We start from the raw sequence: 14,081 nt of genomic DNA, 5'->3' as shown, positions 1-14,081 counted from the left end.
TTTGCGGAAGCAGCGGCGGGGCTGTTCGTTTCAGAGCCGCAGGCGCACGAGTGCCTTGAGATTGTGGCAGCGATGAAGGCCGATGGAGGTGTCCTATCACCGGGGGGCCTTCATCGAGCCCGCGCCGACATCGAAGGTTATGCTGCCGGAAATCCTGACATCGGTATCGCCGATCTTGAACTGGCCGTTGCTGGACACGGCCTCGTCGGGTTCGGCAGCCGGCTTGGCGATGCGATAGTCGTTGGTCACACCGGGCAGCGTGCCGTTCTGCGAAGGCGGTGAACTGTCTTCGGCGAACGCCGCGCCGGAGGTCATCGCCGCGACGGCGATACCGATAATCAGCCGGTTCAAGCAAATGCGTGAGATCTCAGACATCGGCGGACTGTATCGCCGCACTCTGGCCGAAGCCAGACCGGTGGCGATCAAACTAGCCGAACGGCTGACCGACGTTGCTTATGAGCCGGCTACCCTTTCACGCCGCTCTCTTACGCGTGTCAAAAACATGGTCGACAAGGCCCCATGTCTTTGCCTCCGCGGCGGTCATGAAATGATCGCGGTCGAGCGTGCGTTCGACTTCTTCGAACGTGCGACCACAGTGGTGCGCGTAAAGCTCGGTCATGCGCCGCTTGGTCCTGAGGATGCCTTCGGCGTGGCGCTGGATGTCGGAGGCCTGGCCCTGGAAACCGCCTGACGGCTGGTGCAGCAGGATGCTGGCGTTGGGCAGCGCGATGCGTCGCCCCGGTGTGCCGGCCATCAGCAGGAACGAGGCCATCGAGGCGGCAAAGCCCATGCAGACGGTGGATACCGGACTGCTTATATACTGCATCGTGTCATAGATGGCGAAACCGCTGGTCACCACGCCGCCCGGCGAATTGATGTAGAGGGAAATTTCCTTATCGGGATTGTCGGATTCCAGCGACAGGAGCTGGGCACAGACCAGCGCCGACACATTGTCGTCGATCGGACCGTTGATGAAGACGATGCGCTCGCGCAGCAGCCGCGAAAAAATGTCGAAGGCGCGTTCGCCGCGGCTCGACTGCTCGATCACCATCGGCACCAGATTGGCAAAACCGCTCATCGCTTTTCTCCGTTGTGCTGCTCAGGCCGCGCGCAGGACGAGGCGAGGCGTGTTTGCGGCTATGGTCTGTCTGGGGCTATGTGCGTTGAGCGAAACCCGGCAACCGGCGCCGGCAATCGCAGGCGTGGCTACTCGCGCAAAGCCGTTGTGGACGATGCGCAGATGGGTGCCGCCCGACACAGTGCGGTCGAGCGTGAAGGTGACGATACTGTCCAGCGGGCTGGTGAGCGGATCCGCTGTATCGCCAAGCGCCGGCCGCTCCCGCCAGGAATAACGCAGCAGGCGTTCGGGCTCGGCGTCGAGGATTTCGCACTCGATCGGTGCATCCGCCTTGGCAACGGCAAAGCGGCCGCCGATCTCCGGCTTGATGTCGTTCGGCATCATCCAGGCCGCGAGCAGGTCCGGCACAGTCAGCGCCCGCCACACTTTTTCCGGCGGATCTGGAAGCTCGCACTCGAACTCGATTGAATCTGCCGCCATGTCGGAATGCTGTTTGCCGTCATTGGTCCATATCCTTCAAAACCGCCTTGAGCCGTTCGATACGCTCGGGCCAGAACGCACGGTAACGCTCGATCCAGCCGAGCAGAGGGTCAAGCCCTTGCGGATCGGCGCGATAATAGGCGTTGCGGCCGGCTCGCCGCTCGGCCACCAGGCCGGCGCCGCGCAGCACTGCAAGATGCTGCGACACGGCCGGTTGCGACACGCTCATGCCGCTGCGCAGTTCCGACACCGTCATCTCGCCGGCGGCGAGCCGTTCGTAGACGGCGCGGCGCGTCGGGTCGGCAAGCGCTCGAAAAATCTCGGCTTCGATCATGCCGGAAGCATAAGTCTACGCTTATTGATTTGGCAAGCAGTCTTTTCGCGCCCATATGGAACGGTACGGCGGAACCCATCGATTGCTGACATTCCTTGACAAAACGGATTGATGGTTATAGAACGAAAAGAGAACAAAAACCTTGTGGGAAAAGCCAGCCACGGCAGGCGGGGAATGTCCGCAGTCTATAAGGTGAGAGCGAGAAAAAATTGTTTCGGATGAGCGCGGAGAAGTATCATGGCGGGTAGCGTCAACAAGGTCATTCTGGTGGGCAATCTCGGGGCGGACCCGGAAATCCGCCGTTTGAATTCGGGTGAGCCGGTCGTCAATATCCGCGTCGCCACGTCGGAAAGCTGGCGCGACAAGACTTCCGGCGAGCGCAAGGAAAAGACCGAGTGGCACAATGTCGTGATCTTCAACGAGCAGCTCGCCAAGGTCGCCGAGCAGTATCTGAAGAAGGGTGCGAAGGTTTATGTCGAGGGCCAGTTGCAGACGCGCAAATGGCAGGACCAGACCGGCAATGACCGCTACACGACCGAAATCGTGCTGCAGAAATTCCGTGGGGAACTGCAGATGCTCGACGCACGCGGGCAGGGCGAGGGCGGTCAGGTCGGCAGCTATGCCGGTGGCGGCAGCAGCCGCGGTTCCGATTTCGGCCAGTCCGGCCCGGGCGAGAGTCTCAATCGCGGCGGCGGCGGCAACAAGGGTGGCGGCGGTTCGTCGCGCGAACTCGACGACGAAATTCCGTTCTGATCGCTTGGAGCGAGCGGCTCTGCGCGAGCTGACAGCCAGCTATTTGAGGCCACGCATTGGCGTCCCGAAAATCTATCTTGGATTTTCGGGACGTTGTGCGTTTGAGCGGTGTGCGGTGAAAGGACGTATCAGGTGAAAGCACGGGTCAAATGGGTCGAGGAGCGCACTTTCGTCGGCGAGTCCGGCAGCGGTCACAAGATGGTGCTGGGAACCGCGTTCGGACCGGACGGCAAGACGCCGGGGCCGAGCCCGATGGAACTGGTGCTGCTCGGCACTGGCGGCTGCTCGGCCTATGATGTCGTCCACATCCTCGAAAAGGGGCGAGAGGCGGTCGAAGACTGCGTGGTCGAACTCGATGCCGACCGGGCGGAGAAGGAGCCGCGGGTGTTCACCCGCATCCATATGCGTTTTGTCGTCAAGGGCCGCGCGCTTTCGCCTGACAAGGTCAGGCGGGCAATCGATCTTTCGATCGAAAAATACTGCTCGGCCTCGGCAATGATGGCCAAGACCGCCGAGATCACCCACGACTTCGAAGTTATTGATACGACGGCGAAGTAGGATAGCGTCCAGTGGCGGTTCGTTGCGCGAGCTGGACGACGAAAATGACGGCCTCGGCGGCGATCAAGCGCGAGACCGCCTCATTTTCATGCTGCCATCAACGCTTTGACGCCATCGGCGACGAACTGAACGGCAAGCGCCGCCAGGATGACGCCGAGCAGCCGTGTCAGGATCGAGCGGCCGGTCTGGCCGAGAATACGGTCGATGCGCTCGGCCAGCACGAACACCAGGTAGGTGATGACAAGGCAGATCGCGATGATGCCGACAAGGGCTGCCTGCGCGCCAAGACCTGGAAACGAGCCGGACAGCAGGACCGTCGCTGAAATCGCTCCCGGACCGGCGATCAGCGGGATCGCCAGCGGAAAGGCGGCGATGTTGTGGATCATGTCCTTGGTGATGGCGACGTCGCCGATCTTCTCCTTGCGGTCCTGCCGGCGCTCGAACACCATTTCGAAGGCGATGAAGAACAGCAGGAACCCGCCGGCGACGCGGAACGCCGGCAGCGTGATGCCGAACACCGACAGGATCGATGCGCCGGCGATTGCAAACAGCGCCATCACCAGGAAAGCGATGATCGAGGCACGCACGGAAACCTGGTTGCGCTCCTCGCGGTTCATGCCGCGCGTCACGGCGAGGAAGAGGGGCGCCAGGCCAGGCGGGTCGATGGTCACCAGAATGGTGACGAAGGCGTTGAACAGGCTGTCGAAGCTCGGCATCTCTGACCCTCCCCGCCGGGCAGTGCCCGAGATCCCAGCATTGGTAGAGCAAAGCGGCGTCAGGGGAAACCATGCAGGTCAGGCGCTGGCGGTGCGCCGCGCCAGGAACTCGACTTCGAGCCGCCAGGTCGCGCCGTCGTCCTGCGAGCGTTCGCCTAGCCAGCGGAACGAATTTTCGGTGATCCGGGAAAAGCTCCAGCGCACCGAGGCGCCGGTGCCGTCGGCGCCTTGCTGGACGATGGTGTCGCCCTCGGCGCGGCCGAGCTGGCGGCTGTAATACTGGGTGCGCGGATCGCTCCAGAAGATATGCCAGGCGTCGACGCCGGGGTCATAGACGCGCAGTGTCGTGCCATAAAAGGTCCATTTGCCGAGCGAGCTCTGTGCGCCACTGTTCCGCACGGGCAAGATCCATACGTCCTGGATCGCGCGGCCCTCGAGCACCCAGCCGAAATGCACCTCGCCGCGTCCGGTCAGCACCTGGCCGTCTTCGAGATGGCGCGTGGCATCGAACGTCCAGGCGCCGACGAAGCGGCCGTAAAGGTTCAGTTTTTCGGCAAGGCCTGCGGCTGGCCCGTCACTGTGCAGGGCTTCGGCAAAGGAGGATGAATTGAACATGGTTTCTGCCCACATTGTCAGGAGACCGGGAAGAATAGGCCCTGGCAGTCTTCTTGCGCTTGGGAAAAATTGCTATCTTTCGGCCATGACGACGAGCGTGCATACACTGGCGTCCGGAAAAGGCTGGCGGGTGTCGGACGTGGTCTGCACTGCCGGCGTCGCTGATCGCCCGTTCGAGGAAGAGCATCGCACCTTCTGTGTCGCAGTGGTGACCAACGGCACCTTCCGCTACCGCGCACGCCAGGGCACGGCGATGCTGACGCCGGGCGCAATTCTGCTCGGCAACCCCCGCACTTGCTACGAGTGTGGGCACGAGCATGGCGCCGGCGACCGCTGCATCTCCTGTCATTTCAGCCCGGCCTATATGGAACAGATCGTCGCCGATGTGCCGGGCGCGAAGAAGCTGGCCTTCAAGACGCCGCTTCTGCCGCCCTTGCCGGCGCTGGCACCGCTGCTGGCCGAGGCGGAAGCCGCGCGCGAAATGGCCGATAACGAAGCGTTCGAGGAACTCGGACTGCGGATTGCCGGCGCAGCCGTCGCCTCCGGTCTCACGCCCGCTGCCCGGTCACCGAGCCGCCGCGATCAGAAACGCGTCGCGGAGGCGGTGCGGCGCATCGAAAAGGATGCCGAAAGCCCGGTCTCGCTCGCCGAGCTTGCAAGCGAAACGGCGACCAGTCCTTACCATTTCCTGCGCAGCTTCCGGCATGTCGCGGGCATGACGCCCTACCAGTTCGTGCTGAAAACCCGGCTGCACAGGGCGGCGGTGCGGCTGCGCATGTCGGACGAGGCGATCTCGACGATCGCCTTCGAGGCCGGGTTCAACGATTTGTCGACCTTCAACCGCCGTTTCCGCCGCGTGATGGGGGAGGCGCCCGGTGCCTACCGGCTCCGGCGGCGAGGCGATAAATTGCCGAACGCGTCCGTGGTTCCGGCTTTGTGAAGCAAAAATGCCTGACAATGAGCTTTGCCCCGGCGGCCACGAAAGCGCCTCGGCCATATCGTCGCAATCAGTGATATCCTTTTGAAATCACCACAAAAACCGACACTGGAAAACTGCCGCGGACGTTGGAGTTTCGGCCCGGCTTCCTATATAAGCACCGAGTGATTCCCGATTTGATTGTGACCTGATTTGACCGACCAGAAGACACCGCGCGGCGCCGACGGCGGGCCCACCGGCATCGAGCCGATATCCATTATCGAGGAGATGCAGCGCTCCTATCTCGATTACGCGATGAGCGTGATCGTCAGCCGTGCGCTGCCCGACGTGCGCGACGGGTTGAAGCCGGTGCATCGCCGCATCCTCTATGCTGCCCACGAGAGCGGCTATCACTGGAACCGCAAATATGTGAAGTCGGCCCGCCCGGTCGCCGACGTGATGGGTAAATACCATCCGCATGGCGATGCCTCGATCTACGACGCCTTGGTGCGGATGGCGCAGGACTGGTCGCTGCGCGTGCCGCTGATCGACGGGCAGGGCAATTTCGGCTCGATCGACGGCGATCCGCCGGCGGCGATGCGTTACACCGAATCGCGACTGACCAAGGTCGCGCATGAGTTGCTGGAAGACATCGACAAGGACACCGTCGATTTCCAGGACACTTATGATGCGTCCGGCAGCGAACCGAAAGTCCTGCCGGCGCGCTTCCCGAACCTGTTGGTCAACGGCTCCGGCGGCATCGCCGTCGGCATGGCCACCAACATCCCGCCGCACAATCTGGGCGAGGTCTGCAACGGTGCCATTGCCCTCATCGACAATCCGGCGATCGATCTGCCGGCGCTGATGGAGATCATTCCAGGGCCGGATTTCCCGACCGGCGGCATCGTGCTCGGCCGTTCCGGCATCTACAGCGCCTATTCGACCGGCCGCGGCTCCATCGTCATGCGCGGCCGCGTCAACGTCGAGGCGCGCGGCAACGACCGTGAATCGATCGTCATCACCGAGGTTCCCTACCAGGTGAACAAGTCGTCGATGATCGAGAAGATGGCCGAACTGGTGCGTGACAAGCGCATCGAAGGCGTTTCCGACATCCGCGACGAGAGCGATCGCCAGGGCTACCGTGTCGTCATCGAACTGAAGCGCGACGCGGTCGCCGACGTCATCCTCAACCAACTCTACCGTTTCACGCCGCTGCAGACGTCGTTCGGCGCCAACATGGTGGCGCTGAACGGCGGCAAGCCGGAATTGCTGACGCTGACCGACATGCTTAAGGCGTTCGTCGCCTTCCGCGAGGACGTGATCAGCCGGCGCACGAAATTCCTGCTGCGCAAGGCGCGCGACCGTGCCCATGTGCTGGTCGGCCTCGCCATAGCCGTCGCCAACATCGACGAGGTGATAAAGCTGATCCGCAGCGCGCCGGATCCGCAGACGGCGCGCGAGCAGTTGATGGAGCGGCGCTGGCCCTCGGGCGACGTCGAATCGCTGATCCTGCTGATCGACGATCCGCGCCACCGCATCAACGAGGACGGCACCTACAACCTGTCCGAGGAACAGGCGCGCGCCATCCTCGAACTGCGCCTGCAGCGGCTGACCGCGCTCGGCCGCGACGAGATCGCCGACGAGTTGAACACAATCGGCGACGAGATCAAGGATTACCTGGACATCCTGTCGTCGCGCGCCCGCATTCAGCAGATCGTCAAGGACGAGCTTGCCGCCGTGCGCGACGAGTTCGGCACGCCGCGCCGCACCGAGCTGTCCGAGGGCGGGGCGGATATGGAAGACGAGGACCTGATCCAGCGCGAGGACATGGTCGTGACGGTCAGCCATTCCGGCTACATCAAGCGTGTGCCGTTGTCGCTCTACCGGGCGCAGCGCCGCGGCGGCAAGGGCCGCTCCGGCATGTCGACCAAGGAAGAGGATTTCGTCACCCGGCTGTTTGTCGCCAACACGCACACGCCGGTGCTGTTCTTCTCCTCGCGCGGCATCGTCTACAAGGAAAAGGTCTGGCGCCTGCCGATCGGCAACCCGCAGTCGCGCGGCAAGGCGCTGATCAACATGCTGCCGCTGGAGCAGGGCGAACGCATCACCACCATCATGCCGCTGCCCGAGGACGAGACCAGTTGGGGTGAGCTCGACGTGATGTTCGCCACGACGCGCGGCACGGTGCGCCGCAACAAGCTGTCGGATTTCGTCCAGGTCAACCGCAACGGCAAGATCGCCATGAAGCTGGAAGAGGAGGGCGACGAGATACTCGGCGTCGAGACCTGCACCGACAATGACGACGTGCTTTTGACCGCAAGCTCCGGCCAGTGCATACGCTTCTCGGTCAGCGACGTGCGCGTTTTCCAGAGCCGCAACTCGGTCGGCGTGCGCGGCATCGCCATGGCTGCCAGCGACCGGGTGATCTCGATGGCGGTGATCGAACATGTCGATGCGTCGCCGGCCGAGCGCGCCGCTTATCTCAAGCGGGTGGCGGCCGAACGGCGGCTCGCCGCCGGCATTGCGGCGGGCGAGGACGAAGACTTCCAGCTCACCAATGAGGAGGTCGGCGAGGAGACGGAGCTTTCCGACGAGCGCTACGAATTCCTCAAGGCACACGAGCAGTTCGTGCTGACGGTGACGGAATATGGCTACGGCAAGCGCTCGTCTTCCTATGATTTCCGCCAGATAGGGCGCGGCGGCAAGGGCATCCGCGCCACCGATGTGTCGAAAGTGGCTGAGATCGGCCGTCTGGTGGCGACTTTCCCGGTCGGCAATGACGACCAGATCATGCTTGTCTCGGATGGCGGCACCGTCATCCGCGTGCCGGTCAACGGAATTCGCTTCGCCAGCCGCGCCACCAAGGGCGTGACCATCTTCAACACTGCTGACGGCGAGAAGGTCGTTTCGGTGGAGCGGATAACGGAACCGCAGTCGGACGAGGAAGCCGAAGAGAGTGTCGAGGGCGACGCAACTCTGGATACCGGTACTGAAGGCGCTGGCCCGGACAACAACGCCGAGTAGGTCTTGATTTGGGGAGTGCCGGCCAGATGGGGCCGGCGCCGTCAACAAATAGCAGCCGCTTCAGAAGTGGCGTGAAGGCTTGCGGATACCGAAGCCTCCGAACCGCTTGGCATTGGACTTGGCGCGGACGCGCTCTGCTTCCTGATGCAGCCCGAATACGGTGGCGATCAGCATGGCGACGGTCATTGCGGTGGCGAGCATGTAGATCAGCATGTGCGTGTTCTCCTGCACCTAGCAACGATCAAATGGGGTTTTGGTTTCATCTTCTGAAGCTGCAATCTAATGAAGGCTGCGTGAAGCCTTCGTGATCGGCCCATTCATTGGTCGTTCATCTCGGCCAAAAGGTTCACTCAAAGCGCATCGCGATTACCGTGGCTCAGGCGATGCGCTTTGAAGCCCCGTTTGGGTGGATGCCGTTGTTCCAAACCGCTGCGCACCCTCGGGTCAGGCCCCAAAGGCAGGCGTTTGCGGCGACTTGCATTGGCGGCTCGCCGATCGGATTTGCCTTTGCGAGAGAGGCTCGCTAGAAGCACCTGCCATGACCGAACGCATCGCCCTTTATGCCGGCTCCTTCGACCCGCCGACCAACGGCCATCTCGACGTCCTGAAGGCGTCGCTGGCTGTGGCGGACACCGTCTATGCAGCGATCGGCATTCATCCCGGCAAGAAACCGCTGTTCTCGTTCGAGGAGCGGGTCGGCCTCATCGAAGCTGCGACGAAGGCCGAATTCGGCCGCGACGGCGCGCGCATCAAGGTCGTCGCTTTCGACGGGCTGGTCATCGACGCTGCCAGGAAGCAGGGCGCCTCGATCATGATCCGCGGTCTGCGCGACGGCACCGATCTCGACTACGAGATGCAGATGGCCGGTATGAACGAGACCATGGCGCCTGAACTGCAGACGGTTTTTCTGCCCGCCAGCCCTTCGGTGCGAACCATTACCGCCACACTTGTCCGTCAGATAGCCTCGATGGGCGGCGACGTCCGCGCCTTCGTGCCGGCGGCCGTGGCTGGCGCACTCACCGCCAAATTTGCGAAATAATGCATGTCGCCCAAACGTGGAACCCGGTTTGAGCAACGACATGCGTGAAACAAAGGTTTTCGGAGAAAGATCCATGCAGCTCAAAAGGCTCGCCACCTGCTTTGTCGTTCTTTTCGGTCTTGTGACCGCATCCGTTTCGGCGTTCGCCGCCGATCCGGAAAACACCATGATCATCACGCTTAAGGACGGCGACGTGACCGTCGCGCTCAGGCCCGATCTCGCGCCGAAGCATGTCGAGCAGATCAAGAAGCTGGTGCGCCAGGGCGCTTATGACAACGTCGCTTTCCACCGTGTCATCGACGGCTTCATGGCGCAGACCGGCGACGTGAAGTTCGGCAACATGAAGAACGGCTTCAGCGCCGACGCTGTCGGCACCGGCGGTTCCGATCTTCCCGACCTGCCGGCCGAATTCTCTCAGACCGAGCGCTATCAGCGTGGCGTGGTCGGGATGGCCCGTTCGCAGGACCCGGATTCCGCCAATTCGCAGTTCTTCATCATGTTCGCGCCGGCGCCGCCGCTCGATGGCCAGTACACCATCGTCGGCAATGTCGAGAACGGCATGGAGTTGGTGGACAAGATCAAGAAAGGCGACGCGGCGCAGAACGGGGTCGTCACCGATCCCGATCGCATGATCAAGGTGCGCATCGCCGCCGACGGCAAGTAAACCCATTTATTTCAAAGGATATTCTGAAATGGCCGAGATCAAGGACCGCGAGAACGCACTCATCATGGAAACGACCAAGGGCAAGGTCGTCATCGAACTGTTTCCCGATCTGGCGCCTGGCCATGTCGGCCGCATCAAGGAACTGGCGCGCGAAGGCGCTTATGACGGCGTGGTGTTCCACCGCGTCATCGACGGTTTCATGGCGCAGACCGGCGACGTGAAATTCGGCAATTCCAGCAAGCCCTCTTTCGCACCGGCGCGCGCCGGCACCGGCGGCTCCGACAAGCCCGACCTGAAGGCGGAGTTCTCCAACGCCAATCACGGCCGCGGCACCTGCTCGATGGCACGCTCGCAGAATCCGAACTCGGCCAACTCGCAGTTCTTCATCTGCTTCGACGATGCCGCCTTCCTCAACCGCCAATACACGGTCTGGGGCCAGGTCATCGAGGGCATGGACAATGTCGACAAGATCAAGCGCGGCGAGCCGGTGCCGGATCCCGACAAGATCGTGTCGCTGAAGGTCGCGGCCGACGTGAAATGACCTACCGGGTTGTCGCGGCTATCACTCTGATGCTTGTCGCGGCGGCCACTCCGGCGTTGGCGACGGAATCGATCGTTTGCAGCGCTGAAGACGACGCGGCATCGATCGACGTCCTGATGGGGCACACTGCCGTCATCGCGGTTGCGCGTGTATGGCTTGAGGCCGGCGGCAGGCACTGGACCACCGACGGTCAGCCGGGTTCGACAAAAGTCATCGTCGGACAGGCATTCGAGGACGACCAGCACATGGCGATCGATCTCACCGATGAGGGCATCAGCTCGATCGTCGCCAGATTGCGACTGGTCAAGGCCAGCGAACAGTCCAATTTCGCGATGGGCGGCACGCTGAGCATCGGCGGTGTTGGCGCCTGGGCGGTGACCTGCCCGGAATTTTGAGGCGGGATTTTCTTGCGCGTCGATCTTTTCGACTTTGATCTGCCGGAGGAGCGCATTGCGCTTCGACCGGCCGAACCGCGCGACAGCGCCAAAATGCTGGTTGTCAGGCCGGGTGAGAGGCTCGAGGACCGGACGGTTCGCGAGCTGCCGTCCCTGCTCGAGGCTGGTGACGTGCTGGTCTTCAACGACACCAAGGTTATTCCGGCACAGTTGAAAGGCATCAGGCGGCGCGGCGAAGCGGCGGCGCAAGTCGAAGCCACGCTGCACATGCGGGTGGCTCCCGATCGCTGGCTGGCTTTCATGCGGCCGGGCAAGCGCATCGCCGCCGGTGACCGCATCCATTTCGGCCATGACGCCAATTCCTGCTTTCTCGGCCAACTCGATGCCACGGTGATCGAGAAGGGCGAGGCCGGCGAGGCTTTGCTCGGCTTTGATCTGTCAGGTCCGTTTCTCGACGAGGCGCTGCACGCCGTCGGCCACATTCCGCTGCCGCCTTATATCGCTTCGAAGCGCGACGACGACGAACGCGACCGCAGCGACTACCAGACCATATACGCCAGGGAGGAGGGGGCTGTCGCCGCCCCCACGGCCGGCCTGCATTTCACGCCCGAGCTTTTCGCCGCTCTCGATGCCAAGGGCGTCGAGCGGCGCTTCGTCACCATGCATGTCGGCGCCGGCACGTTCCTGCCGGTGAAAGTCGACGACACCGCCGACCACAAGATGCATGCCGAGATCGGTTCTGTCAGCCCGGAAACCGCCGCGGCGCTCAACGCGGCGAAGGCGCGCGGTGGGCGCATCATCGCCGTCGGTACGACGTCGCTGCGCCTGCTGGAGAGCGCCACGCGGGAGGACGGCACATTGGCCGGATGGTCGGGTCCGACCGACATCTTCATCACGCCCGGCTATCGTTTCAAGGCCGCCGACATGCTGATGACCAATTTCCATCTACCGCGCTCAACGCTGTTCATGCTGGTTTCGGCGTTTTGCGGTCTGAAAACAATGCGTGCGGCCTATGCGCATGCCATCGAGACCCGCTACAGGTTCTACTCCTACGGAGATGCAAGCCTTCTGTTCAAAGAGGAGAACGATGGACGCGCGCCCGGTATACGACAAGAATTCAATGACTAAGGCGTTCACCTTCGAGGTGCTGGCGACCGACGGCAAAGCGCGGCGCGGCTCCATCACCATGCCGCGCGGAGAAATCCGCACGCCGGCCTTCATGCCGGTCGGCACCGGCGGCACGGTCAAGACCATGTATATGGATCAGGTGCGCGGCGTCGGCTCGGATATCATCCTGGGCAACACCTATCATCTGATGCTGCGGCCCGGCGCCGAACGTGTGGCGCGGCTTGGCGGCCTGCATGAATTCGCCCGCTGGCCGCACCCAATCCTGACCGACAGCGGCGGCTTCCAGGTGATGTCGCTGTCGAAGCTGAGGAAACTGAACGAAAAGGGCGTTACCTTCCGCTCGCATATCGACGGCGCCGCCCATGAGATGTCGCCCGAGCGCTCGATCGAGATCCAAGGGCTGCTCGATTCCGACATCCAGATGCAGCTCGACGAATGCACCGCGCTGCCGGCCATGGAGAAGGAGATCGAGCGGGCCATGGAGCTGTCGCTGCGCTGGGCCGAGCGTTGCAGGACGGCGTTCGGCGACCAGTCCGGGAAGGCAATGTTTGGCATCGTCCAGGGCGGCGACATACCGGCCCTGCGGCTGCGCTCGGCGCAGGCGCTGAAAGCGATGGACCTCAAGGGCTATGCGATCGGCGGGCTGGCGGTCGGCGAGCCGCAAGCGGTGATGCTCGAAATGCTCGACATCACCTGCCCGGAACTGCCCGCCGACAGGCCGCGTTATCTGATGGGTGTCGGCACGCCCGACGACATATTGAAATCGGTGGCGCGCGGCATCGACATGTTCGATTGCGTGATGCCGACGCGCGCCGGCCGCCATGGCCTCGCCTACACTCGGCGCGGCAAGGTCAATCTGCGCAACGCCCGCCATGCCGACGATCCGCGTCCGCTGGACGAGCAAAGCGACTGCCCGGCCGCCAGAGATTATTCACGCGCCTATCTGCATCATCTGGTCCGCTCGCAAGAGGCGCTGGGGGCGATGCTTCTGACCTGGAACAATCTTTCCTACTACCAGAGGCTGATGCAGGACATTCGTGCCGCCATCGACGCCGGCGCCTTCGAGGCGCGGGCGGCGGAAATTTGCGTGGGCTGGGCTAGGGGCGATATCCCGGCGATGTGATCGAGCGCTCAGGTGCTCAGCGAAGTGCCACGCGCAGGTTGCAGCCAGTGATGCGGGAACTGCCGTCGGGTAATCCTTGCCGTCCGGCCCGACGATCAGCGGGCGCGAACATTTCGGCGATTGGCTGCACTTAAGTCGGGTTCTGCCTGAGCGCCGTCCTGATGCTTGAAAGCCGGGCGGCAGTCTGCCACAAGGGCGGCCTATGCGTGCAAGCTTGAGCAGGACCGGGCAATGAAGGCATTTTTCGTGCAGATAAAGTGCGATCTGGGCAAGTCCTATGACGTTGCCGGCGCGTTGGCCGATGCCGAGATCGCCTCGGAAATCTACTCGACAGCCGGCGACTACGATCTGCTCGCCAAATTCTATGTCGACGACGAGGAAGACATCGGCCACTTCGTCAACGAGAAGGTGCAGATTCTTCCCGGCATCAAGGACACGTTTACAGTCGTCACCTTCCGCGCGTTCTGAGAGATCGTGTGGAAACTCTACTCTGGCGGCCATCTGATGGCGTTTTCTGCGCTTCCGGTGCTCACGGACCAGCGCATGACCCCGGAAACCGATTTCGGTTTCCGGAAAGGGATCATGCGCAAATGCAAAGTGTTAGAGCGTCCTTGCGCGTCCAATTGGACGCGCAGCGCTCTAATGTCCGCTGCGCGCCGGTTCTCGAAACCACCACCATATGACTCGCCAGAGCGAATTTCGAAACAGTCTCTGAGC

Annotated in this window: 18 protein-coding genes; 11 read left to right on the top strand and 7 right to left on the bottom strand. The window is 62.7% G+C overall.

The window, feature by feature from the left end; genetic code table 11:
* Positions 1 to 96: 96 nt before the first annotated feature.
* The 4 genes from AC0L2M_RS15615 to AC0L2M_RS15600 form a co-directional block, all read right to left on the bottom strand.
* Positions 97 to 315, bottom strand: coding sequence for a hypothetical protein (locus AC0L2M_RS15615; protein ID WP_473531130.1), 219 nt, complete (start codon positions 313 to 315; stop codon positions 97 to 99).
* Between the two features lie 157 nt (positions 316 to 472).
* A complete protein-coding gene (locus tag AC0L2M_RS15610) occupies positions 473 to 1,078 on the bottom strand; it encodes an ATP-dependent Clp protease proteolytic subunit (RefSeq protein WP_027151958.1) in 606 nt (201 codons plus the stop codon).
* A 21-nt stretch (positions 1,079 to 1,099) separates the two neighbouring features.
* On the bottom strand, positions 1,100 to 1,558 hold the full coding sequence (locus AC0L2M_RS15605) for an SRPBCC family protein (RefSeq protein WP_473535301.1): 459 nt from the start codon (positions 1,556 to 1,558) through the stop codon (positions 1,100 to 1,102).
* A 19-nt stretch (positions 1,559 to 1,577) separates the two neighbouring features.
* Positions 1,578 to 1,892, bottom strand: a complete 315-nt coding sequence (locus tag AC0L2M_RS15600; protein ID WP_287214918.1) for an ArsR/SmtB family transcription factor — start codon at positions 1,890 to 1,892, stop codon at positions 1,578 to 1,580.
* Between the two features lie 237 nt (positions 1,893 to 2,129).
* On the opposite strand from AC0L2M_RS15600, the gene AC0L2M_RS15595 reads away from it, so the two are divergent.
* Entirely contained in the window at positions 2,130 to 2,645 is a 516-nt protein-coding gene (locus tag AC0L2M_RS15595) for a single-stranded DNA-binding protein (RefSeq protein ID WP_023801162.1), read from the top strand.
* Between the two features lie 132 nt (positions 2,646 to 2,777).
* Complete coding sequence (locus AC0L2M_RS15590) at positions 2,778 to 3,203, top strand: OsmC family protein (protein WP_473531010.1); 426 nt, start codon at positions 2,778 to 2,780, stop codon at positions 3,201 to 3,203.
* Positions 3,204 to 3,289: 86 nt separating this feature from the next.
* Here the strand turns inward: AC0L2M_RS15590 and AC0L2M_RS15585 are convergent, their stop codons facing one another.
* Positions 3,290 to 3,919 (bottom strand): MarC family protein, encoded by a 630-nt coding sequence (locus tag AC0L2M_RS15585; protein ID WP_023801164.1) that lies wholly within the window; start codon positions 3,917 to 3,919, stop codon positions 3,290 to 3,292.
* 78 nt (positions 3,920 to 3,997) lie between these two features.
* Positions 3,998 to 4,534 carry a hypothetical protein gene (locus tag AC0L2M_RS15580; RefSeq protein WP_473490241.1) on the bottom strand — a complete coding sequence of 179 codons (537 nt, stop codon included), beginning with the start codon at positions 4,532 to 4,534 and terminating at the stop codon, positions 3,998 to 4,000.
* A gap of 85 nt (positions 4,535 to 4,619) precedes the next feature.
* On the opposite strand from AC0L2M_RS15580, the gene AC0L2M_RS15575 reads away from it, so the two are divergent.
* A complete protein-coding gene (locus tag AC0L2M_RS15575; RefSeq protein WP_473531009.1) occupies positions 4,620 to 5,474 on the top strand; it encodes a helix-turn-helix transcriptional regulator in 855 nt (284 codons plus the stop codon).
* Positions 5,475 to 5,663: 189 nt separating this feature from the next.
* Positions 5,664 to 8,474, top strand: a complete 2,811-nt coding sequence (gene gyrA / locus AC0L2M_RS15570; protein ID WP_473531008.1) for a DNA gyrase subunit A — start codon at positions 5,664 to 5,666, stop codon at positions 8,472 to 8,474.
* Positions 8,475 to 8,534: 60 nt separating this feature from the next.
* On the opposite strand, the gene AC0L2M_RS15565 is transcribed toward gyrA, so the two are convergent.
* Entirely contained in the window at positions 8,535 to 8,687 is a 153-nt protein-coding gene (locus AC0L2M_RS15565; protein WP_128168117.1) for a hypothetical protein, read from the bottom strand.
* A gap of 325 nt (positions 8,688 to 9,012) precedes the next feature.
* Between AC0L2M_RS15565 and coaD the strand changes: the two genes are divergently transcribed.
* From coaD to AC0L2M_RS15530, 7 genes are all read left to right on the top strand, one after another.
* On the top strand, positions 9,013 to 9,513 hold the full coding sequence (gene coaD / locus AC0L2M_RS15560) for a pantetheine-phosphate adenylyltransferase (protein WP_473531007.1): 501 nt from the start codon (positions 9,013 to 9,015) through the stop codon (positions 9,511 to 9,513).
* Between the two features lie 73 nt (positions 9,514 to 9,586).
* Entirely contained in the window at positions 9,587 to 10,177 is a 591-nt protein-coding gene (locus tag AC0L2M_RS15555) for a peptidylprolyl isomerase (protein ID WP_091594018.1), read from the top strand.
* 28 nt (positions 10,178 to 10,205) lie between these two features.
* Entirely contained in the window at positions 10,206 to 10,718 is a 513-nt protein-coding gene (locus AC0L2M_RS15550) for a peptidylprolyl isomerase (protein WP_091593716.1), read from the top strand.
* Positions 10,715 to 11,113 (top strand): hypothetical protein, encoded by a 399-nt coding sequence (locus AC0L2M_RS15545; protein ID WP_473531006.1) that lies wholly within the window; start codon positions 10,715 to 10,717, stop codon positions 11,111 to 11,113. Before AC0L2M_RS15550 ends, AC0L2M_RS15545 begins: the two co-directional genes overlap by 4 nt.
* A 12-nt stretch (positions 11,114 to 11,125) precedes the next feature.
* A complete protein-coding gene (gene queA / locus AC0L2M_RS15540; protein WP_473535300.1) occupies positions 11,126 to 12,241 on the top strand; it encodes a tRNA preQ1(34) S-adenosylmethionine ribosyltransferase-isomerase QueA in 1,116 nt (371 codons plus the stop codon).
* The gene (tgt, locus tag AC0L2M_RS15535; protein ID WP_473535364.1) at positions 12,234 to 13,364 is read left to right on the top strand and encodes a tRNA guanosine(34) transglycosylase Tgt; all 1,131 of its coding nucleotides are present in this window, start codon (positions 12,234 to 12,236) and stop codon (positions 13,362 to 13,364) included. The genes queA and tgt overlap by 8 nt, the downstream gene beginning before the upstream one ends.
* Positions 13,365 to 13,595: 231 nt before the next feature.
* Positions 13,596 to 13,832 carry an Lrp/AsnC ligand binding domain-containing protein gene (locus AC0L2M_RS15530; protein WP_095492825.1) on the top strand — a complete coding sequence of 79 codons (237 nt, stop codon included), beginning with the start codon at positions 13,596 to 13,598 and terminating at the stop codon, positions 13,830 to 13,832.
* Positions 13,833 to 14,081: the final 249 nt, after the last annotated feature.

This window comes from Mesorhizobium sp. WSM4806 (assembly GCF_055811635.1).
This window is presented reverse-complemented; position numbering and strand designations above follow the sequence as displayed.